We start from the raw sequence: 19,824 nt of genomic DNA, 5'->3' as shown, positions 1-19,824 counted from the left end.
TGAGGGAGTTGCTTGAAGCGGTAGATATCCCAGATACCTACCGAGCGAGGGTTGACGCCTACGGCCCCGATGCGGGCCGTAGGCTCCTCTCTCTTTACGACACCCTCAAGGAGCTAGCAGACATTGGAAGTCACCACCGACCATCTGAAGTGGGTCAAGAGCTACATCAACAGAGTCCGTAGCCCTGGCTCTCCGAACATCGACACCGAAGACCTGGCCCAGGAGGGCTGGATTGCCATGTGGACGGCTGCTGAGAAGGCAAAGGCTGCCGGCAAGACCATCAATGATGCCTACCTGAAGCAGGCTGCCAGGTGGACCATCCTCAACCACCTGAAGAAGAGGTATCCAGACATCCCCGTGGAGCCCTCTGAGCTGCCTGAGGAGGGCTACGTTTTAGAAGCTGGGGTCTCAGCCCACAGGGAAGAGGTGCTAGCTGCTGTCAGAGCCCTGCCAGCACGGCAGAGGGAGTACGTCTACCTGAGGTTCTGGTCCGATATGAGCACGAAAGTCTTGAAGAACCAGCTTGGGTATGCCGAATCCCTTTGGTACAACCCTCGCAGCGGGGCGAAAGCGACACTACGGGAGGAACTTTCACACTTGTCGACAGCCGTCTGAGGTACTAAACTGGCGGTTATGGAAGTTGCGGTTCGGGTAGCTGCCTGGCTGCCCTTCGCGTTCGTGGTGGCGTTCCACCTCTGGTTCCGGATCAAGAAGGGGAGATGGCTATGGCAAACATCGGCGAAACCATCAAGGAGTACGAGGTCGTTCCTCTCGAAGTTCCCGTGGAGGCTCCGGAGCACTCCGAGCCATCTCGTGTTGGAGAGGAAGCGCCGAACCGGGAACTCGTCCCCGCAGGGAGGTAGCAAGATGGACTGCGGAAACTGCATCGGGTGCAGGTACAGCGTGGGGTGTGACTACGACTACACCTTCCAAGACGCCCTGCGGGAGTTGAGTCTTCACCGAGCGACTGAACAGCGCTACCTAGATGCCTTGGCCGCCCGGAAGAAGGAGAAAGAGCGCAAGTACCAGGAACACATCGCCTCTCTCGACAAGCTTCCTGGTGCCATCCGGCTCTTCCGAACTTGGAAGCTCTACCCGGATGGCTCCCTGAAGGCAATGACTCAGGATCACATCTGGCAGCCGGGGGAGAACGTCACCCTGGCCTCTGGTGCGAACGCTGGTTCGGACTCCGGTTTCTATGGCTTCTCGACTCTCGATGAGCTGAAGAAGCAGGAAAAGGACTGGTGGGAAAAGAGCCAGTCTGGCGAGGAGTCTCGGACGTACGAACACGGTTATGGCCGAGGGTTCTATTATGTCTGCGGAACGATGCTCTGCTACGGACACGTCAAACTCTCCGACAAGGGTGGCCGAGTTCAGAAGGCGATTCCGGAGTACATCATCGAGCCGGATGGTAGCGACCCGGACTTCGGGATGCTGGTGGTGAACGCTGCCGACAAGTACGGAATGCGAATCGTCACCGTCGAGCAGGCTGAGGAACTTCAGACTGGCTTGGTTCAATACTGGAAGGGAAGGCCGATCTGATGCGGTATGTCATCGAGCGCGGTGGGGAGCAGGAAAGATTCGACGTTCCCGAGGGAACCGTCCTGAAGGTCACGTCGGCTGAGGCACAGGTTGACGCCGGCAAGATGCCCATCTACGAAGCAACCTTCGTGTCCCCTGGGGGCGAACTTCTCGCAGTCTTCGGGCACCTGGGCGCGATCTACCCGGAGTCGTTCATTCCTCCGAAGAAGGAATTCGCCAACAACGTCGAGGTTCCCAAGGGTCTGGGCTGGATCGGTACCGGCGTCTAAGAGAGCAAGGACAACTGAATATGGATCGCAGGCTTGTTGGTCACTGCTACGTCGATGCGGGGCTGATCTGGATTGGTGACCCCTGCTACGTCGTAGCCAAGGATTCTAGTCACGTCTTCGAGAGCTGGTCGGACTTCTGCGACAAGCTTTGGGATGGCGAAAAGGACAGCGTTGCTGAGCCCGCTGGGACGGGCCTGGGCCTTGCCATTGCCACTCTCGACGGCGACGGCACGTTCCCCGTGTACGTCGAGTACGAAGAGAACATCTTCGGTGCCCGTCGTCCGGCACGGATTACCATCGACTTCAACCCTCCGTATGACGAGGATGAAGAGGACGAGGACAACTGAATATGGCATTGCACGTCAAAGCCGTCGCCTACACACAGGTTGACTACAGGGCTCTTGAGGAGTCTGGGTACGTTCCCCACATGGAGGGAAACATCCCGACCGACATCGATGAACTCCACGAGGCTACTGGTCGGAAGTGCTACCTCTCGGAGCACCGCCCCAACCCTGCCACTGCCACCAACAAGACCTATCTCGGGCACATCATCGAGGTAGACCATCTCAGCGTCCTGGGCCACGGTCACGTCACCCTGTACGTCGCTGGTGTCTCTCGGGCTCTGCTCTTGGAGCTTGAGCGTCACCAGCAGCGCTACGGCATCAACTTCTCGGTGCTCAGTCAGCGGTACGTCGACCACGGGGAGAACAGTGCCGTTGGGTTCGTGACCCCCCCTCTGCTTGAGAAGCACCTTGACGAGCCGCTACACGGCCCTGGTGGGTTCGATCAGGAGTGGACCGTCAAGGACGAGCTTGAGGCTATGAATGAGCAGGCTCGGGACTGCTACGAGTGGCTTGCGAAGTTCTTGGAGCGCAAGGGTTACAAGCGCAAGGAGATCCGTGGTGCCGCTCGTGCGGTTCTCCCGGAGAACACCGAGACTCGGTTCTTCGTCACCGGAAGTATCCGGGCTTGGCGGAACATCATCGAGCAGAGGCTTTCGGATGCTGCTGACGCAGAGATCCGGGAGTTCGCTCGGGGGGTGCTGAAGGAACTGGTTCGCCTGGCTCCGAACTCGGTCCAGGATCTTGCAGAGCTGCACAACATCGAGGGAGACAACTGAATATGGAGAGCAAGGACGCGGCTCTTGCCGGCTGCCTGGCAGTTCTGGTACTCGCACCACTTCTGATGTTCCTCGAAGCCTGGTGGGTGATGCTACTGCTTGGGGCCATCCACCACGACGTATGGGCACCCATCCCTGCCTTTGGGTTCTGGCAGACGGTCTTGATTGTTCTTGCCGCAAACGCCTTTGGGACGCTCATCCGGGGTGTCTCTTCCTCGAAGGAGAGCAAGTAATGCCGTTCCTGTTTTGGCTTGCGATTTTCGCAGGGGTTGTAACTGTTGTCGCTGGGCTCGTTGCGGCGGTGTCCAGGGATAAGGGTGGCCCTGCCGCTGTGGCTGTGATCGCCTTCCTGGTGGCAATCGGTCTGACGATCGGCGCATCCGCCAACTCTGTCCCTGTTCGGAACGTCGGCATCGTCACGAGCTTCAACAAGCCCACCGGCGAGATCACCGGCTCCGGTCTTACCTGGGTGGCTCCCTGGGAGAAGGTAGGGGAGTGGGATGCTTCTAACCAGAAGTACGACCACCTTGGAAAGGGCTGTGTTCGGGTCCGTACGGGGACTCTGGCGGACGCCTGTGTTCACACCCTCATCCAGTGGAAGACCAAGGCTGAGAAGGCTCCTGAGCAGTTCATGGCTTACAAGGGGGACTTCGAGCAGTTCTCCGGTCAGCGCGTAGGGGTCCAGCTTGACAGCGCCGTTAACGACGCCTTCGCCACCTACAACCCGCTTGAGAAGATTGACCTCAAGACTGGGAACCTGAACGTTCCGCTTCAGCCGTTCGCTGACAAGATTCGCGACGCGGCGAACAATCGCCTCGGAAGTGACGTTGAGATCCTAAGCGTCACCGTGGTTCGTGTTGACCACGACGAGAAGACCGAGGCCAACATCAAGGCATTCCAGGACAAGCTTGCTCAGACTCGCAACCTTGAGCAGGACAGGAAGAACGCTGAGATCCAGAAGCAGGTTACTGAGACGAACGCAAAGGTGGACAAGCAGACTCGCTGCTTGGAGATCGCAGAGAAGGTTGGGGCCAATCCCGGTCTCTGCCTGAACCCGGGAATTGTGATGGGGGCGAAGTGACTGAGACGATCTGGCTGAAGGCACACAACCTCATTGCTGAAGGCGACTGGGGGACCGGCGAGCCTCATTACTTCGATCGAGAGATCGGCAAGGACTGCTACTGCGCCGGAGGCGCAATCAGCAAGGCGATCACTGGCGATGCCTGGGACATGTATAACTCCTACGACGTTCTTCCCGCCCTGGGTGAGTTCGCCGAGTATGTCCGCGCTCCGTGGCGTACGGACGCTAGGGATCGGGTGTGGATCTGGAACGATAATCTAGCCACCAAGGAGTCCGTCCTGAAGGCTCTCCTGGAGCTTCATGAGGCTGAGGTAGCCTCCACTACCTAGAAACGAAGAAAAGCCCCCCAGCGCGAAGCTGGGGGGCTTTCTCGTGTGCTTAGACTAGGATCACCTCCTAAGTCAGTACAGGTACGGCTCCTCGTGCGTGTCGACAGCCGGCTCAGTCACCGGCTCCTTGTTCGGCACCTTGTAGACGGCATACACCGACAGACCAGCCAGAACCACAGTCGACACCAGGCCAGCAACCTCGTTGTCCGAGAAGATGTCGTCGGCGAACGCGGCCGACAGAGCAGCGACGACCGTACCAACGGCCGACACCCATGCCTTAGCAGTACGCATTCTTATCTCCCAACTTCCCCGCTCTTCGGGGGCTCAATCACGATTACGCTCGCGGTACGGAGCGCTTCCACAGTTTTCTCAAGCGCATCAATCCGGGCCTTCAGTCGAGTATTCTCTTCTGTGGCTGAGGACAATTCCTGCTTGAGCCATTCAATATGTTTAGTCAGGTCATCAATGATGGCGTCATAATGCTGTCTCGCCCGTTCGTATGCCTGAGCCTCAACTTGCTGCTTCTGTAGCTCTCGGTTTTCCTTGGCGGTTTTGCGTTGGCTGAGATAGCCCCAACCACCTCCTAGGAATCCCAGAACTCCAATAATGATGGCGACGGTGTTTGCATCCATGGGTTCCTAATTGGTCATTAGACCGGCTCGACTAGGATGCTCCGGAATCGGGCGTACCCAGCGCCGTTTGGTGAACCCCAGTGCATAGTCCTGACGTTATAGGTTGCACCAGGCGTCAACAGCGTCAGCGGCCTGCGATGAGTTCCGTTTGAAGTAGCGGGTCCACTGGTTACGACACCTCGCCCAGCAACGACGCTTCGAGACTCCATGTCGGGAGCCTGAACAACCGTGCCAGATCCGATGGTGCCTCCGGTTCGGACCTCGTAACCCAGAATGGTGCTGTTACCGTTGTTGGTCGTCTCCATGTAGCCGGTTACAGAAATCAACACGATTCCTGAAGGAGGAACGACGAACGTTACCCCAACAACAGGACTTCCGGCGGTAGGTGTTCCTGTAGAGACCACAATATCGGTACCATCTTCTGCGTACGAATACGGCATACCGACGTAGGCCAGGTGGCTCACCCACCGACCGAGGCCAGCATGATAAGACATCAGGGTGTGGCTGTCCGTTAGGTAAGCGTGCTGGCCGGCGGCGGGGCTGGGGATAGCAGCGTCCCTAGCCGCAGCACTGGCAAACTTCGGGATAACCAGTGGGTCTAGCGCATTCGTTAGGGCGTTGAATGCCGCTGGGGCGTTCGGAGTATCAGTCAGTTCAGGCCGTGGCAGTTTCGCCACGGTGCTCAGAGTAGTCATATAGGTACCTCAGATTTCGGCAAGGGAAATGTCCCCCACCACTTCCGCGATAATGCACAACGGACTGCCCATCATCAGTACGGTCGAGGAGGGTGTGATGTCTGTGACGTGCTTGCCCTTGGGGACGAATCGAAGCTCCATGTCTGATCCGTCTATCTCACCGGCAGGTATCCTTACCCGGGAAAGATTGGCGTCCACAGACTCGGGGCCAAGGTAGATTCCGTAAGCTACAGCTCGCTTGCGCCTTCCTGGGCGCACTGCTTTAGCGAACCTTCCGGCCCTATCCATTAATGAACGCTCCCTTCGAGGTGCCCTGGAAAGTGCCCTTGCCGATAGGAATGCTCAGGGTGGATATCTCGTGCATCTCTGAGCTGCCATCGGCGTACCGCAAGCGCACAAAGTCGCCTGCGTCCAGAGCAGGATTGGGAACCGCAGTGAAGTCAACCGAGTAGGCAAGGCCGGAATACCGAGCCAGTTCCGCTCTAGCTCGGGTAACACACTGGGCGTACGTAGTGATCGCGGAGTCAGTGACCTCCTGACGAACCTTGCCAAAGGGCCCTCCCCAGCGCATAGGGCTGCTGGGGTCTTGGTTGATGGCTGTGTACGCAGGGATCGCCCCGCCTGCACTGGCGGCACCGATGACTGTGACAGCGTTGTAGACGCCCTCTCGGGAGTGCTCTCTGTCTGCGGCAGCCAGTACGCCGCCCGGCCCAGCAGAGATCTCTAGGACAGCCGGACTAGCGGCTGACAACTGCTCGATGGTGGTAGCCCTGGGAGCACCTTCCACATCGAAGAACAGTCGAGCACCCATGTTGCGACAGAGCGCCACCATGGCGTCCCAGTAGGAGTCCTGCTCGAAGGTGTGTCCACCGGGTAGCCGGTAGTCCCTGAGGTCCAGGCCGAAGACAGCCACGGGGTTAACGGGTGCCATCCAGGGGAAGAAATACTCCAAGAACTCTACGACCACTTGCTTAGCTGTTCTCCCCGCTCGACTGAGATTATCGGGGAGCGGAGCCTGAAGAGCCTTGGACCTGTCGTAGATTTGGATTGACGGAATATTCTCTCCGTCCTTCCAGCCAGTCAGGTCGAGCCGGAAGATCCCCATAGGGATCAGTTCCTCCGAACCATCGGGGTAAACTACGCCCTGGCGAACCATGACTTCTGCACCGAGCGGAGACAAGGTCTCTTGGAGGGTTGGAACAAGCCGGGGGTCGGCAACGGTGATGTTGCCGGACCTCCGGACCTGTCCATCTAGATCAACCCTGATGTTTCCGTCACTGACCGCCAGGTCCGAGGCCACAAGAAGTCCGTCGTAATAAACGTCAACAACCGTTTTGCGGCGACCAGATTCCCGGATGCGCCGAACGAAGTTGGCGGACAATGGCGAATACATTATTCCTCACAAGTCACGCTGAAGGACATCCAGCCAGTTGGAGTGCTCGTTAAGTACGTCCTGCCACGAACTGTTCTGGTTGGCAACAGACTGCCAATTCCGCAGAGTAAGAGCCTGCTGGGTAGAGGCAGGAGAATCGACCTCAACGAAGTCGACATTGAACAGATTATTGAGCTGTCTGCCAACTGGACCTATTCGGCTCCGGCTGACGCCCTTGACTTCTAGATACATGTCGTCTTCGCCGGTTAGCCGGCTGTCTGCGGTCTGTAGAAGCAGTGTGCCGCCGAACGACAGCAGGGTTTCCAGGTCTCTCCAATAGGAATCCGACTCCCAGACACCACCCATTGGGAAGGTGGCAAGCGTCAGTGTTCCCTCTCGACCACTGAGAACATCGGTGATGACGACCTTGTTCGGCCGTCCAAGTACCTCGTACTCACCGAGAATCCGACCTGGACGGGTATGTTCGTCGTACCTGGAGATGTTCACCCGACGAGAGAGCGCCGGCTGTCCGACGCTCTTGAGCCAGGCAACTCCGGCATGTTCGGCAGGAATGACGGTCGTACTGTCGAGAATCGTGGCGGTGTACTGATCCCACTCAACGACCTCGGGGGTCGGGTTCGTGGAGAACGCCTGCGACAGCGACTTCACTCCGATGTAGCTTCCCGAGGGGTGCACGTTATCCGTGAGTTCAATTTGCCACTCCGGCTCAGTGGAGCCGTCGGCCCAGACCTTCCCTCGGAGCTGATCGCCTACAACCTGGAACTTCATCCAGTACCATGCACCGGCAGTGTGCGTCAGACCGGGGACCAGGACCCCGTTGTCAGCGTGCGTATACCAGCCAGCCCCATTGACTTCACGTCCTATTCGGATGTGAATCTCTCCGGAGGGAATGAAGTTGACTTCCAGCTCCCACCAGTTATCCCGGTCAGTCTCCCGAGCAACCAGGGCATGACGGTATGCGTCTCCCGCTGCTGTTAGCGGAGTCCGGACCCTAGCCTTCTGCTCAATGTCTGAGTGGTTGAGAGCGGTAGAGATAACGTAGTCAGTACCCAGAGAGCCGTTGATAGAGCGCTGAGTCATGTTCATTCGTCCGACTCCGCTGGATACAGCAAAGTCGCCTACGGCTCCACTTCGGATTGCCCAAGGAGAGCCGATGTCGGGAGTACCCCAACCGTTGGACGCAGTGCGAGAGAAGTTGTCCTGCACCCCTAGGGGGGAGGAGGCTCCCGTATCCGATGAACTGCCCGCAGTGGCAGTAGCACGGTAGACAACCTCTCTCCCTACGGGGGCTTCATAGTCGGTGATGGCAAACGTCCCACCAGAAATGGGAACGTCGTCGGCACCACGAACGGGAGTGTCAGGCAACTCCCCAGTTGCGTCAATCCGGTAGATCGTGAGTCGGTTGAAAGAGGCTAGTCCAGTAACGATTAGATCAAATCCTGGGGAGTGATAAGAGCCGTTGTACGTTGCGACAACCCCAAGAGCCATTACACACCCCCCAAAGCCTGGATAATCCCGTCAATTTTCTCGTCAACCACAATCTCTGCGTCCCTGCGGACGCCATCGACGTACACAGAGACCATCAGTGGCCTGTCAGAGTTTTCAATCTTCGACTCCAAGGCAGCAGCCTGAGAGCTGTTGAGAGCCAGCTCGGAGCTGCCAGTCTTGTTGATGAACGGCGTATTCGGCTTGATATAACCGCCGTTGTCATATGCCCAGTGCACATGGTCGTAGTGATCTTGGCGAATGGTTCCACCAGAGAACACATGTGGCCGACCGTTCTTGAGCTGACGCCCGCCGGCAGGCGTGAAGATAAGCTCCTTCGTAGACCTGCCGTAGTTCTGGGAAATCCAGTTGAAGACATCCATCCGAGGGGGAATGTCAACTGCACGCCCAGCTCCGTGGTACGACTTGTTGCCCGTTGAGGTGATAGCCCCAGGGCGGTAGCCGGACAGCAGGGGAAGCCCAGGGAATCTCTGGCGAAGAATCGCCATCATCCTCTGCCACCCCATGCCTCCACCGGACATAGGTCCGCCGATCATCTCGGGGAACTTGGTCTTCGAGATGTCATAGGAGACGGGCCAGGTAACCTGCCCACCCTTGGCGTACTGCTGAGGAGGGGGAAGCTGACCAGTAGCGTTGATGTAGTCCAGGACCGGCTTACCAAGGCTCTTAGCAGACTTGGCCTGAATCATGTACTCCAAGTCAGAGGCCATGATCGGAATCTTGTCCCCAGTGGGGCCACCAGGACCCCGGATCAAACCTCCGGTCTTGTACCCAGGCCCCTTCAGGCCCTCTCGCTTCTCCATATCCCAGTGCTTCTTCTCATTGCGAAGAGCCTTGGAATACGAAGTGCCAGGGTTAGCGGCAACCTTCTGCGCAGCAAGAATTTCGATCATCTTCTTCTGCACGTCCGGGTAGCCCATGAGCTTCAAGAGCGTCTGAACGTTCGGAGGCACCCGGCCGTAGGTATCAATAAGACCCTGAGCAGCCTTCTGGGTGTCCTTGTTCTTGCCGAACTCCTTCTTGAGGGCGTCAGTACGCTTCTTGTGCCGCTCAATAGCCTTGTCCATCGGAACACCCGAGCGGATGTCCTGAAGCATCATTTCGTACGATGCTGAGGCCGCCTGCTTGAGCATGTCCCGGTTGGCTTGACCAGCCCGGGTCTTATCGTTAAGGGTCTGCTTGTTCTGCTTGATTGACTCCTTCAGCCCCAGGAGGCTCTTGTTCCAGGAGTCGCTAGCATCCTTTGCAGACCTCGCAGCGTTGTTCTGCCCCTCCATTGCCCTGCGAGCGTTGTTGATCGCATCCTCAAGGGTCATCTGCTTCTGAGTAGCGGCATCGATCCTGCCGTTAAACAGATCGAAGGCACCAGTCAGGCCAGTGACCGTGAGGTCAGTCTCAGAGAGCTTCTTCTGCCACCCAGAGGTGGTATTCGAGTTAGCCTCAGTGAGACCCCTCCATTGCTGGCCTACGTCAATCCAGCCCTCCATCTTGTGTCGAGCATTCTCGATCGACTCTGCAAGATTGCCCCACTCCTCTCCGGTTCTCCCGGCGATGCTTGAGAAATGCGACAAGCCCTGTGCAAGCTGCTGGACGCCCCAGAGGAGATAGGAGATAACGTGGACCAGGCCGTAGAGAACGGACGAGATGACCAGAACGGTTAGCTGAACCGTCTTCATGACTGCGATCAAAGCGAACATCGCAAGCGTCAGGGACGCAATGGGAATCAGCAGGACTGCCCCGATTACGTACGCCAGGTGCTCGCTTTTGAGACCAAGGAACCCGAAGGTGTGCTCAAGGGACTGGAAGGTCCCGATAAGCAAATCAACCGTTGGCAGAAGAATCGTGCCGATGGCGTCCTTTACGGAATTCGCCATCCGAAGTACCGACTTGCGGACACCCTCGGACTTACCGTAGAGATATGCCAGGGCAACGGCTATGCTAGCGATAGCGACTACGGCGACGTTCGCCCAACCAGCAATAGCGCCGAGAAGGGCGAGACCCTTCAGTACCAGGGATATACCGTTGAATAGCCCAGAGATTGCGGTACCGAAGATACCGATGGCGATAGCAGCAGGACCAGCGGCAAGACCAGCCAGCACTAGCCCCTGAACAAGCTCCTTCTGCGCAGGGTTCAGAGCGTCATAGGCTGCCTTAATCTCCCGGACCTTCGTGACAGTGCGACCAAGCCATTCGAGCATCAGGGGGAGGCTCTTGACGAGCCAGCCAATGAACGACATCACTACAGGCTTAATGTCATTGATAGCCTTGATGATCGCAGCCCGGTTGGTATCGAACGCCATACCGAGAGCGGCTTGCGCCTCTTCCTTGAATGCCTGCCAAACACCACCGAGGGTTTCCGCTGCCTTTGCAGCGCCCGTGAGATACATGTCCGACTTGCCGAGCTTGATGAATGCCGCATTCAGCTCAGCGGCACTAACCTCACCGGACTTGAATGCCGATCGAAGATCCTCAAGAGTCTCGTACCCAAGAACCTTTGCGGCTTGAGTGAACACTCCAATACCGTCAGGAACATGCTCAGCAAACTGCTGTCGCAAGTCATCCATGCCGATGGCACCCTTGGAAAGGATCTGTGTATAGGCCATCAGCGCCAGACTTGCTCGCTCTGGACCGGCGACACCCTTAGTCAGAAAGATGTTGGATAGGGATTGCATGGTCTTGTAGAGGTCGTCGGTCTCGACGCCGACAGAGGCAAGCTTCTGGGCATACGAAATAGCGTCTTCGGTGTTGAATAGCGGACTTTCGATGGCAGTCTTGCGAATTTCGCCAAGCACCCTTTCGACATCAGCCGTAGGTCCAAGGAGAGATTCCATGCTGGCTCGGGCGTACCCGATCGAGGTAGCGAACTTCAGACCCTCTCGGCCCATAGCGAACAGGCCGTAGGCAGCAGGACCAGTGAAGAACGTCGTAGCGAACCCACCAAGCAACTGAAGCTGGAAGGATGCCAGACCAATGCGAGTGGAGAGCTGAGACATGCTGTGAGAGGCGTTGTCCATGGCCCTCTTGGTGATGGCCCCGGCTGAGGTGGCAGCGGCCCCTAGAGCCTTGTGACGAGCAACAGCCTGCTCAAGGCTGTTGTTGCTGGGCAATGCTCCGGTGGCATACTGAGCAGCTTGAGCAGCGGGGAGTCCTGCGTGTCGAGCGCGAAGATAGCTATCCCGCTTCTTCTGATCCTCGATGAACTGCTTCGCGGCCTTATCGGCCTCAGCCCTGTCAGCCTTCTCTAGGGCAAGCTTCTCCTTGTGGAACTTAGCCAGATCAGCAAGCTTGCGCTGCTGGTCCTTCTGTTCAGCGATCCTCCGCTTGTCGGCTTCAAGGTAAGCCTGAATCTCGGCCTTCTGAATGGCCTGAATCCGCTTACGCTCCATGGCGTACGCTTCGTGTTCCGCCTTGGCAATAGCATCAGCAGCCTTCTTTTGAAGTGCAGCAGCAGCGGCCTTCTGATCTGCAAGAGTCTTCTGAGCCCTAATGGACTCAGCAATCCGACGCTTCTCATCCTCGAATGCCTTCATGGCCGCCTTACGGGCAGCCATCCTCTGACGCTCTAGGGACTGAGCAGCCTGCATCTCCTTGCGCTGACCCTCGAAGACAGCCTTCGCCTGCCCCTTCTGGAAGGCGTCCATCTGCTTCGTAAAGCGCCCCATGAGGTCTTGCTGAGACTTCTTGAGGGCCTTATCGGCATCCTTCGCCATGCCCTCAACGTGCTTCTTGATGTCTTCTCGGGACTTACGAAGACCTGCCCGAGAAAGCTCGGGGGTGATCTCAATGTAGGCTTCGCCCACCTGTACGCCATCAGGCATCTGTCACCCCTTTCTGTTGATACCGAAGAACTCGCGGAGTCCTTCCTTTGAGGTCATCTGCGGCTTCTCCCGCTTCTCCCCAGGGCGTAGCGCTCTCTTGGGGGCATGTTTCTGAACCGACTGCACCTGAGGTCTCTTGAGCCCCTTAAGTGCCTCGGTTTGGAGGTAGTAGACCGCTAGCGAAAGAAGGTCAACCAAATCCTGACGGTGGTGGTCAGCCTGATCCCAAGTGAGATCCTGTTCCCGTCGGTGGTGCTTGACCCATCTCGACTCTTCGGGGAGTTCCTGTATATGGCTTACAACCCAGCGGTAGGTCATCCCCGAACCTGACCGCCAAAAATCCCTGAGATCGGCCCCGTAGAATTGGCGGAAGTCCGCCTCGATAATCCGACAGAGCCGATCGTCAGAGAGCGTTTGTGCAAGCCAGGCTATTCCCCCGAGGACGTGCCCAGGGCCTTGAAAGCTTCGCCAATGAAGTCGATGTGGTCCTTGACCTTCGGCCTGACGGCAGCCTTGTACTCCTCGAACTGCTCTTCACCCAGGAGGGCCTTCAGAGCAGAAATCGGCTTGTCGTTCTCGTAGTGCTCAAGCACATCGCCATCGGCCTCGTTGAGGTTCGGCGGCAGAGTGTACGACTTGCCACGGAACTCAAAAACCACATTGGCGTCCTGCGCCTCGTTCTTCACAGCTTCCTGAGCAGACACTTCTTTATCCTTTTGTGAGATTCAGTTATCGGGGGAGGGGTTGATTAGCTGAGCAGGTCGACGTTGTTCGACAGCAGGACCGCGCTGTAGCCGTCCGGACCAGCCAGGGCAGAGAAGGTGATGCCGAGAGCAACGGCGTCACTGCGCTGAAGGGTGATCGCCTCTCGGTCGGTCATGGTGACTCGCGGCAGGATCAGCCGGTTAACGTCGCCCTCATCGTCGGTCCACTCGATAGCGAGCATGACTTCCTGGGAGACCGGAGCGTTCAGCATCTCAAGTCGAGCAAGACCAGACTCGTTGGTCACAGTCGAGTTAAGGAAGTACAGGCCAAGGGTGTCCTTGTTGTGGCTACCGAGAGCCATCGAGACTTCCAGGCCCATGCCGGTAATCGGCCGCTTAACCGGAGTGATGGACTGCCACATGTTGATATCGTTGGTGTCCACCGATGGCGTAACCGAGACGCCATCCTCAGTCACCCAGCCAAGCTCGCGCCAAGTATTGGCGAACGGCGAGGTCACATCCTCAGGCTCAGTGCCATTGAGGCTGTGAACAAGAACCCGACCATCCGGAGCGAGACGAACCTGACTCGGGTCGTAGTTAGTTGCCATATTCAGTTCTCCTATTTAGTTATAGGGTGGGCATACTCCCGGGATCAGGAGTCGTGGTGAGCCGAAGGCTCATGAAGTAGCGGGGGCTCTCCTGGTGCTTGTCGTAAGCTTCAATAGCCCCGACCTCCTCTTGAACCTCGTGAAGTCGTATTCCCCAGCCCCGGTATTGGTGTTGGGCACGGAATAGGCTGGCTTCACAGATATCGATGATGTCGGCGCACACAGCAGAGGATTCGCCGTAGACATCCAAATCGATTCGAGGCTTAGAGATCTTCGGCCACTTCTTGAGGCCGCCCTCACGGGAAACCATCACCCAGCGCTGGGGAGAATCCCAGCCGGTGAGATCACCGGAGATGTTCTTGATTTCGTAGGGAGTCAGCTCGGGCGTATGATTCGAGAGAATATCGATTACGCCCGCAACTGGATCTCCATGTCTGATGAAGGGAGGCATCACAACCTCTCTCGGGATTCGAGCCGATCGAGGGCGGTACGCATAACCGCGTACTTGAGGATGGGGGCCACGCCTCCGGCATGAGCGCCAAACTCAACCCAGACCGCTCCGGGGTCTTCGTTGACCAGCCGGTAGTTACGGCCGACCTTCCTGACCACGAAGGATTCGACGTACTTCGGGGGAGAGGTGTTCGATGGCCTCCAAGGGCCACCAACCTCTCTCTCGTGATAGATCTCGATGGCGAACACTTTGAGCGCGTTCGCCTGCTGGGTCGCGTACTTGCTGTACTTCGGACCATCGGTGATCGTCAGCATCTTCTTGCCGTCGACCTTCGGGGTTCCTACTCGGTAGGCCATGTCAGCCCTCCCGAACCCGGCCGATGTAGGCCAGGTGGTCAAGGACCCCCTCTAGGTCCACCCATTCGGAGCTGAAGCCGAAAAGCTCGTACTCCCTACCCCGGTAGTCAAATCTGTCCGTAGGCTCGGGTAGGACGCTCTCAGAGGGCGCGTACACCCGTACAGACGAACGAATGAACTCCCGATTGTCAGAGACCTCGTAATTAAGCTTCTCGGCCAAAGGGAACGGCTGCACAGAGCAGCCGGAGATGGTGAACGTCTGAGGGTTCTTCCAGTCTCGGACCATCTGGCCCGTACGAGGATCTTTGACCAGGGGTGCTCGCTTAAGGACGATGGTTTCACTGCCTACAGTCGCCACGTCTTAGCCACCCCCCGGTAGGCGTTCAGGACGCCTTGGCCGAAGGAATCGAAATCCCCATCGGAGACTCGCCACTTGTAGGTGATGTCCCCAACGGTCTTCTCTTCGAGGTCATCCGGAGTTCGGCCAGTGATCTTCCCGGCGACGGCACTGATAGCAATGCTCTTGATATCGTCGGGAACGTCATCAGGTTCGTAGCCGTAGGTGTACGTCACGTCCACGACTTCATAGGGCGCTAGTCCGTCGATCTCCCCGAGGCCATCCCAACGGGCTGGCACCCAGTACCAACCGTCATAGCGGTAGGTGTAGTTCGACTGAATCAATGGGGCGACGTTGAATACCTCAACGACAGGGCCAATGAGTTCTACGACACCCCAGCCATCGGCACGATAACGAACCGTTTCGTTCACGTGCAGACTGAAAGCAATCCCAGTCTCGCCCTCGATGTACGCGGTAACCTGATCAATAAGAGACTGGTAGTACGGCTCCTGGTCAGGGGTGATGGACCTCTGCAACGCAGTTGCGAGGTCATCTAGAGTGAACACAATTACCTCACAGAGGTGTATTCGTAGTATTCTCGGGGACCACCCGAGGCAAGAATTTCAAACATCAGGGTTAGCTCTTCAAGCTCAGCCTGAGACTGTTCCCAGAGCTGATGAGAGCGATATATGGACAGGGATCGCATTCGGGGAATCCAGCCCCGACCTGAGTCGCCCGTCCTCCGGCCCTCATAGGTGAGATCCTTTAGTCGCTCATTCCATGCGTCATGGTCGCCATAGTCGGCGTACAGGGCGCAGTCGCCCATAGCCTCTTTGAGGCCATCCGTGGGAGTACAGATACTCGGGATGCCAGAGGCAGCAGCCTCTACGGCAACCCGCCCGAAGGATTCGTACTTGCTCGGTACGACGAGAACCCGAGTCCGCTTGTAGACCTCGCGGATGTCTTCCTGGTGATCCATGTACTCAACGTTCGGCAGCTCTTCACGAGCCTGCTCTCCGTAGGCTCCGTGAACCCCGAGAAATTTGATTTTCGGGTTCCTGCGAGCCAGCTCGAAGAACGTCTGATAGCCCTTGTCGTAGAGACCGTCATCGCCCTTGGACAGGTTAATGAGGGTGACGCAGTCACCAGGCTTGTCGACTCGATACCGCTCAGGCTCCACGATCGGGTGGAGCACCATGCCAGGGGTGTAGACCCCTGAATCCCGGAAAGATCTCCGCACCCACTCGGTGTTATAAAGCCCGATGTGGGCGTACATCCCGAGAGTCTTGATGGTGCTCGGGTGGTCGTTGTGGGCGTAGTGCACCACAGGCTTGCCCAGCATCCCTGCGATCACAGAGCCTCGGTATGAGCACTTGAGCTGTGTCACAATTACGTCTGCCAGGGGAAACAGGTTGAGTGGTGCTGCCTTGGCCTCTGCCTGGGTCTCTACGGTCCGAACGAAAACCCCGTCGATGGTGTAGCTGGGGGTACTTGTGGGCTCGCCCACGAGGGCTGTGACCTCGTGACCTTGACGAGCGAGGTGTCGCAGAGCATCATGTAGCGAGGTTTCACCGCCTGCCTGGTGCCGCATAGGCCCCGGATAGGCGTGGGTGTAAGCTATAATCCTCACGGGGAAGAAATTCCTCTACAGGCTGGGGTGTCGGTCTGTGGCGCGTGATTTTTGCCGCCCACTGTTTGGCGACGGTGGCCGATCGCCTCAGGGAGGGGGAGAGGAGAAATCCTCTCCCCCTTTCCCTATTTCAATCAGCTAGAGAAGTCAGCATCCGGACGCAGCACCGAGAACGGGTACTCACCGCCCAGCCGCATAAGCGGGTTGATGACGTTAGCCGCAACCCGGAAGGTCGCCCGCAGGAGCTTGGTGTCCTGCTGGAAGGTGTTCAGCACGACCTGACCAGCCTGGTTGGTGATAACCGCCGAGTCACTGATAGCAAACTCGATATCCTGCCGAATACCCACCTTCAGGGTGTCCCACTGACCAGCGATCAGCAGAGCGTCATCCTTGTGGGTGTTCCAGGTACCATTCCGAACCTCAACGAGGCTCTGACCATAGATACCCTGTCCGCTCGGGGAGCCCTCAAGAGGCGTGTAGATCGGGCTGCCGTTGGCGTCACGGAGCCGAACCAGCTTCCACTTGAAGCCGGGGTAGGTGATGAAACCGCTCGGGTCGTAGCCGTCCTCAGCCATCGTCTCGGAAAGAGCGGCGATAGCGTCCGCCAGGTCCCGGAACTGACCGGGGCCGGTGCCGATGTTGGCACCGTTGACCGAGTTGCCCGCCGCGATAGCATCCGGAAGAATGCCGTGGAAGCCGTTTGCGGCCCAGGACGACGGAAGATCCTCGCCCCAGAAGATAGCCGCGTCCAGCTTCTTGCTCATCGCCTCAACGATGTACGGCTTGATCTCCTCGAAATCAACATCGGAGTCAGCAGCCCAGGTATCCGGGAGCGGCACCATAACCGCCATCTCCTCGGCCTCCATGCGCTTCTGCTTCCAGGTCATCCCGGTCGTCTGCTTGAGCGCAAGGTCCTTGGCGCTCCGCGAACCGTCTTCCTGTGCGCCACCAGGGCCGAAGGACGGCTTATCGGTGGCGGCAGTACCCTTCATCCAGTACGCCTCGGGAAGGGTCTCAGTAAGGTTGAAGACCTTCTCCCGTCGAGACATCCGCGACACGGACGCGAGCTGTAGAGCAGCCGAACTGGTGATAACGTCATCCAGGATCTCACCGGCAACCTCCGGCGGCATCTCCCGAATCTTCTGACCGTTGAAAAGAGTCGAGTCACCGTTAGCGTGACGGTAAAGACCCTTGTTGGTCTCAATAGCCATTTGTACTCCTATTTAGTTGTTATGAAGTTGTGTAGAAGGTCAGTCGCGGAAAATGAGGCTGCCAAGCCACTCGTTAGCAAGCTGCTTGGTGTCCTTCGGACCGGCAGCAACATGCGTGCCGCGTGAACCAGCGAACACGTCAGTTACCGTGGGAATCTGCTTGCCAGGGGTCTTACCAACCCGAGCGGCAAGCTTCTCGGCAGAAGCCTTCATCTCCTCCGGAGTGTCACCCGAGACGAATTCGACATCTTCTGGCGTCAGACCAGCACCGAGAGCAATAGAGGTGCGCAGAAGGGAATGGTTCTCCTTCTTAAGCTGCTCAGCCTTCTCCCGCTCTCGCTCAAGCTCAGTCTTCTGGGAGTCCTTCCAGGCCCGGAACTCTTCAAGCTCCTTGTCCTTGGCCTGCTTCGCCGTACGGTGCGAAGCGTTCTCCTTGCGAAGCGTCTTGACGTACTCCTTCAGCTCCTCGGGGGAAAGCTCATCAAGAGTCTTCTTCGTCTCTACAACCTCGGGCTCAGTGGCCTCGGGAGTAGTGGGGTTCGGGTTCGCCTCCGGGGCGGTGTTCTCTCCGGACATATTCAGTTATTCCTTATCCTTCTAGGATGGTTTCTTAGACTGACTCGTTGAGCCAGCCTTAGCCTTAGCGCCCTCCTTGGCGAGGGCCATTTGGGTATCCGCCTGCTGCTGAAGCATTTGGTCTTCTCGTGCCTGCTGCTCCTGCTGCCACCTTTCGGCATCAGCAACAAGACGCTCGATGTCCATGGGGTCTAGATCCATCATCTCGGCGAGAATTGGAATCATGAACGGTGGCGCTGCGGCGAACGCCTGAGCGTACTTAACGGAAGCGTCAGCCTTCTCAGCAAGACTCCTGATCTCCGAGTCAGCCCAGATAACTTCAGCGTCCAGCTCCTTGGCCTTGTCGAGCTTGCCCTTGTACTTGAAGGCAAGTCGCATAGCCTTCTCAAGGGCCCAGCCGACAGAGCGCATTCTTGCCTGAGTCCTGAGCTTGTGACCAGACTCAGCCTGAGTAAGAGTGTCGCCAGAGATGTTCGCCATTCGGCCCATAAGGTAGTGCGCGGGCAACTGCTGGTTGGCAGCGAAGTCAATAACGTCATCTCGGACGGCATTCAAGATCTGGGTGATGTCGACCTGATCGAAGTCGCCGAATTTGGCGTCAGGTGCCGGAACCCACCAGAGGGTGTCAGCTCCGGGATCAAACGGAGGCTTCTGGTCTACACCAGCCTTGCCCTTCTTGCCCTGCTGGGCAATCTGGCCGCCGGTAACCCAGCGCTGGCGGTAAGCCTGGCTCTTGGTAATGACCAGACGGTCAAGAATCTGGTGGTTGATTCGGTCCTGGATCGAGAAGGACCCCTCAGCCTCAGCCTTGCCATCAGCACGCCACTGGCACCTAACCAGATTGACTTCCCCCAGCTCGTTGGGCTGGGCAGACATCCCGGTAAATCCACCGTTGACTACCGCTACAGAAGCGGCGATGTTGTCTCCGTTGGCAGGGCCGACGAAGCTATAGATGGCATCCGGCAGGTAGAGAACTGCGATCATCCTGCCCAGGTAGATATCCTTCCAGAGTCGCAGCCCTGCGAGGCTGCGAGTGGGCTTGGCAGGATCAGGGAAGACATGGCACACGCGAGGATGCTCGTGGGTGATCGTTGGTTCTCCCGTCTCCGGGTCCTCAGGACCCACCAGGAGATAGGACTCTCCGTAGGTGGAGGCGTTCCAAAGGAACTGCTCCATCTGGAAGTCGAGATCGTTCGCCATCCAGATCAAACGAGCGTCCTTGTCGGCTACTCCACGACTCTCTTCCTGAGAGCCCCTTTGAGGGGCCTGAGAGCCATTCTGAGGGCCGTTCTCCCGTGGGTTGGTGCTAGGAGTAGGGGAACCTTCAGAAGGGCCAGGGCGACCGAACCGGAAGCCCTTTACGCGCATCCGAGAGGGGATGGCGTTCGTAGCCAGCTCGACATAGTTCGTCAGAGCCTTCTCTTGGAAGTCACGGAGAGCCTTGACGTACCGTCTGTCTCCGTTAGGGAGAGGGTGTCGACCAGCGACGTAATCCTCTCGAATCTGATGGGCGGTCTGCTTACCTTCGATGGCAAGGATGCCATTAAAGAGCCACCACCCTGGGGT

General features: G+C 57.7%; 24 protein-coding genes. 8 read left to right on the top strand and 16 right to left on the bottom strand.

What is annotated here, in order from left to right; translation table 11 throughout:
- The first annotated feature begins 123 nt into the window (after positions 1-123).
- The 8 genes from AC0OO9_RS31050 to AC0OO9_RS31015 are packed head-to-tail and all read left to right on the top strand — an operon-like array spanning position 124 to position 4,341.
- Entirely contained in the window at positions 124-615 is a 492-nt protein-coding gene (locus AC0OO9_RS31050; RefSeq protein WP_484514402.1) for an RNA polymerase sigma factor, read from the top strand.
- Positions 616-633: 18 nt separating this feature from the next.
- Positions 634-1,542, top strand: a complete 909-nt coding sequence (locus AC0OO9_RS31045) for a hypothetical protein (RefSeq protein ID WP_484514400.1) — start codon at positions 634-636, stop codon at positions 1,540-1,542.
- A complete protein-coding gene (locus AC0OO9_RS31040; RefSeq protein WP_484514398.1) occupies positions 1,542-1,811 on the top strand; it encodes a hypothetical protein in 270 nt (89 codons plus the stop codon). The genes AC0OO9_RS31045 and AC0OO9_RS31040 overlap by 1 nt, the downstream gene beginning before the upstream one ends.
- A 20-nt stretch (positions 1,812-1,831) precedes the next feature.
- Positions 1,832-2,158 carry a hypothetical protein gene (locus tag AC0OO9_RS31035; RefSeq protein WP_484514396.1) on the top strand — a complete coding sequence of 109 codons (327 nt, stop codon included), beginning with the start codon at positions 1,832-1,834 and terminating at the stop codon, positions 2,156-2,158.
- Positions 2,159-2,160: 2 nt separating this feature from the next.
- On the top strand, positions 2,161-2,931 hold the full coding sequence (gene thyX / locus AC0OO9_RS31030; RefSeq protein ID WP_484514394.1) for an FAD-dependent thymidylate synthase: 771 nt from the start codon (positions 2,161-2,163) through the stop codon (positions 2,929-2,931).
- 2 nt (positions 2,932-2,933) lie between these two features.
- Positions 2,934-3,164, top strand: a complete 231-nt coding sequence (locus tag AC0OO9_RS31025) for a hypothetical protein (protein WP_484514393.1) — start codon at positions 2,934-2,936, stop codon at positions 3,162-3,164.
- Positions 3,164-4,012 carry an SPFH domain-containing protein gene (locus AC0OO9_RS31020; RefSeq protein WP_484514391.1) on the top strand — a complete coding sequence of 283 codons (849 nt, stop codon included), beginning with the start codon at positions 3,164-3,166 and terminating at the stop codon, positions 4,010-4,012. The genes AC0OO9_RS31025 and AC0OO9_RS31020 overlap by 1 nt, the downstream gene beginning before the upstream one ends.
- Positions 4,009-4,341 carry a DUF6197 family protein gene (locus AC0OO9_RS31015; protein WP_484514389.1) on the top strand — a complete coding sequence of 111 codons (333 nt, stop codon included), beginning with the start codon at positions 4,009-4,011 and terminating at the stop codon, positions 4,339-4,341. The genes AC0OO9_RS31020 and AC0OO9_RS31015 overlap by 4 nt, the downstream gene beginning before the upstream one ends.
- A gap of 72 nt (positions 4,342-4,413) precedes the next feature.
- Here AC0OO9_RS31015 and AC0OO9_RS31010 read toward each other — a convergent pair whose 3' ends face one another.
- The 16 genes from AC0OO9_RS31010 to AC0OO9_RS30935 form a co-directional block, all read right to left on the bottom strand.
- Positions 4,414-4,632, bottom strand: a complete 219-nt coding sequence (locus AC0OO9_RS31010) for a hypothetical protein (protein ID WP_484514387.1) — start codon at positions 4,630-4,632, stop codon at positions 4,414-4,416.
- A gap of 2 nt (positions 4,633-4,634) precedes the next feature.
- Complete coding sequence (locus tag AC0OO9_RS31005; RefSeq protein ID WP_484514385.1) at positions 4,635-4,973, bottom strand: hypothetical protein; 339 nt, start codon at positions 4,971-4,973, stop codon at positions 4,635-4,637.
- A gap of 704 nt (positions 4,974-5,677) precedes the next feature.
- Positions 5,678-5,809, bottom strand: a complete 132-nt coding sequence (locus AC0OO9_RS31000; protein ID WP_484514383.1) for a hypothetical protein — start codon at positions 5,807-5,809, stop codon at positions 5,678-5,680.
- A gap of 139 nt (positions 5,810-5,948) precedes the next feature.
- Entirely contained in the window at positions 5,949-7,049 is a 1,101-nt protein-coding gene (locus tag AC0OO9_RS30995) for a DUF5047 domain-containing protein (RefSeq protein WP_484514381.1), read from the bottom strand.
- 18 nt (positions 7,050-7,067) lie between these two features.
- Positions 7,068-8,147, bottom strand: a complete 1,080-nt coding sequence (locus AC0OO9_RS30990; RefSeq protein ID WP_484514380.1) for a hypothetical protein — start codon at positions 8,145-8,147, stop codon at positions 7,068-7,070.
- A gap of 401 nt (positions 8,148-8,548) precedes the next feature.
- Positions 8,549-12,385: a tape measure protein gene (locus AC0OO9_RS30985; RefSeq protein ID WP_484514378.1), complete on the bottom strand. Its 3,837-nt coding sequence runs from the start codon at positions 12,383-12,385 to the stop codon at positions 8,549-8,551.
- 3 nt (positions 12,386-12,388) lie between these two features.
- Positions 12,389-12,703: a hypothetical protein gene (locus AC0OO9_RS30980; protein ID WP_484514376.1), complete on the bottom strand. Its 315-nt coding sequence runs from the start codon at positions 12,701-12,703 to the stop codon at positions 12,389-12,391.
- A 110-nt stretch (positions 12,704-12,813) separates the two neighbouring features.
- Entirely contained in the window at positions 12,814-13,089 is a 276-nt protein-coding gene (locus AC0OO9_RS30975; RefSeq protein WP_484514374.1) for a hypothetical protein, read from the bottom strand.
- A 44-nt stretch (positions 13,090-13,133) separates the two neighbouring features.
- A complete protein-coding gene (locus AC0OO9_RS30970) occupies positions 13,134-13,697 on the bottom strand; it encodes a phage tail tube protein (RefSeq protein ID WP_484514373.1) in 564 nt (187 codons plus the stop codon).
- A gap of 19 nt (positions 13,698-13,716) precedes the next feature.
- Entirely contained in the window at positions 13,717-14,148 is a 432-nt protein-coding gene (locus tag AC0OO9_RS30965; protein WP_484514371.1) for a hypothetical protein, read from the bottom strand.
- Complete coding sequence (locus AC0OO9_RS30960; RefSeq protein WP_484514369.1) at positions 14,148-14,504, bottom strand: hypothetical protein; 357 nt, start codon at positions 14,502-14,504, stop codon at positions 14,148-14,150. The genes AC0OO9_RS30965 and AC0OO9_RS30960 overlap by 1 nt, the downstream gene beginning before the upstream one ends.
- A 345-nt stretch (positions 14,505-14,849) precedes the next feature.
- Positions 14,850-15,407 (bottom strand): hypothetical protein, encoded by a 558-nt coding sequence (locus AC0OO9_RS30955; protein WP_484514367.1) that lies wholly within the window; start codon positions 15,405-15,407, stop codon positions 14,850-14,852.
- 2 nt (positions 15,408-15,409) lie between these two features.
- On the bottom strand, positions 15,410-16,348 hold the full coding sequence (locus tag AC0OO9_RS30950; protein WP_484514365.1) for a glycosyltransferase family 4 protein: 939 nt from the start codon (positions 16,346-16,348) through the stop codon (positions 15,410-15,412).
- 257 nt (positions 16,349-16,605) lie between these two features.
- Complete coding sequence (locus tag AC0OO9_RS30945; protein WP_484514364.1) at positions 16,606-17,682, bottom strand: phage major capsid protein; 1,077 nt, start codon at positions 17,680-17,682, stop codon at positions 16,606-16,608.
- A gap of 39 nt (positions 17,683-17,721) precedes the next feature.
- A complete protein-coding gene (locus tag AC0OO9_RS30940) occupies positions 17,722-18,258 on the bottom strand; it encodes a hypothetical protein (RefSeq protein ID WP_484514362.1) in 537 nt (178 codons plus the stop codon).
- 21 nt (positions 18,259-18,279) lie between these two features.
- Complete coding sequence (locus AC0OO9_RS30935) at positions 18,280-19,626, bottom strand: phage portal protein (protein WP_484518099.1); 1,347 nt, start codon at positions 19,624-19,626, stop codon at positions 18,280-18,282.
- Between the last annotated feature and the right edge of the window lie 198 nt (positions 19,627-19,824).

It is taken from the genome of Micromonospora sp. USAFONa4, assembly GCF_057197825.1.
The sequence above is the reverse complement of the archived record's forward strand: the minus strand, read 5'-3'. Positions and strand labels throughout refer to the sequence as shown.

Bases quoted from the DNA above. Each gene is read 5' to 3' on its own strand.
- AC0OO9_RS31045 (WP_484514400.1), top strand. From the start codon at position 634: ATGGAAGTTGCGGTTCGGGTAGCTGCCTGGCTGCCCTTCGCGTTCGTG.
- AC0OO9_RS31040 (WP_484514398.1), top strand. From the start codon at position 1,542: ATGCGGTATGTCATCGAGCGCGGTGGGGAGCAGGAAAGATTCGACGTT.
- AC0OO9_RS31035 (WP_484514396.1), top strand. From the start codon at position 1,832: ATGGATCGCAGGCTTGTTGGTCACTGCTACGTCGATGCGGGGCTGATC.
- thyX (WP_484514394.1), top strand. From the start codon at position 2,161: ATGGCATTGCACGTCAAAGCCGTCGCCTACACACAGGTTGACTACAGG.
- AC0OO9_RS31025 (WP_484514393.1), top strand. From the start codon at position 2,934: ATGGAGAGCAAGGACGCGGCTCTTGCCGGCTGCCTGGCAGTTCTGGTA.
- AC0OO9_RS31020 (WP_484514391.1), top strand. From the start codon at position 3,164: ATGCCGTTCCTGTTTTGGCTTGCGATTTTCGCAGGGGTTGTAACTGTT.
- AC0OO9_RS31010 (WP_484514387.1), bottom strand. From the start codon at position 4,632: ATGCGTACTGCTAAGGCATGGGTGTCGGCCGTTGGTACGGTCGTCGCT.
- AC0OO9_RS31005 (WP_484514385.1), bottom strand. From the start codon at position 4,973: ATGGATGCAAACACCGTCGCCATCATTATTGGAGTTCTGGGATTCCTA.
- AC0OO9_RS31000 (WP_484514383.1), bottom strand. From the start codon at position 5,809: ATGGAGCTTCGATTCGTCCCCAAGGGCAAGCACGTCACAGACATCACA.
- AC0OO9_RS30990 (WP_484514380.1), bottom strand. From the start codon at position 8,147: ATGAACATGACTCAGCGCTCTATCAACGGCTCTCTGGGTACTGACTAC.
- AC0OO9_RS30985 (WP_484514378.1), bottom strand. From the start codon at position 12,385: ATGCCTGATGGCGTACAGGTGGGCGAAGCCTACATTGAGATCACCCCC.
- AC0OO9_RS30980 (WP_484514376.1), bottom strand. From the start codon at position 12,703: ATGACCTACCGCTGGGTTGTAAGCCATATACAGGAACTCCCCGAAGAG.
- AC0OO9_RS30970 (WP_484514373.1), bottom strand. From the start codon at position 13,697: ATGGCAACTAACTACGACCCGAGTCAGGTTCGTCTCGCTCCGGATGGT.
- AC0OO9_RS30965 (WP_484514371.1), bottom strand. From the start codon at position 14,148: ATGCCTCCCTTCATCAGACATGGAGATCCAGTTGCGGGCGTAATCGAT.
- AC0OO9_RS30960 (WP_484514369.1), bottom strand. From the start codon at position 14,504: ATGGCCTACCGAGTAGGAACCCCGAAGGTCGACGGCAAGAAGATGCTG.
- AC0OO9_RS30945 (WP_484514364.1), bottom strand. From the start codon at position 17,682: ATGGCTATTGAGACCAACAAGGGTCTTTACCGTCACGCTAACGGTGAC.
- AC0OO9_RS30940 (WP_484514362.1), bottom strand. From the start codon at position 18,258: ATGTCCGGAGAGAACACCGCCCCGGAGGCGAACCCGAACCCCACTACT.
- AC0OO9_RS30935 (WP_484518099.1), bottom strand. From the start codon at position 19,626: ATGCGCGTAAAGGGCTTCCGGTTCGGTCGCCCTGGCCCTTCTGAAGGT.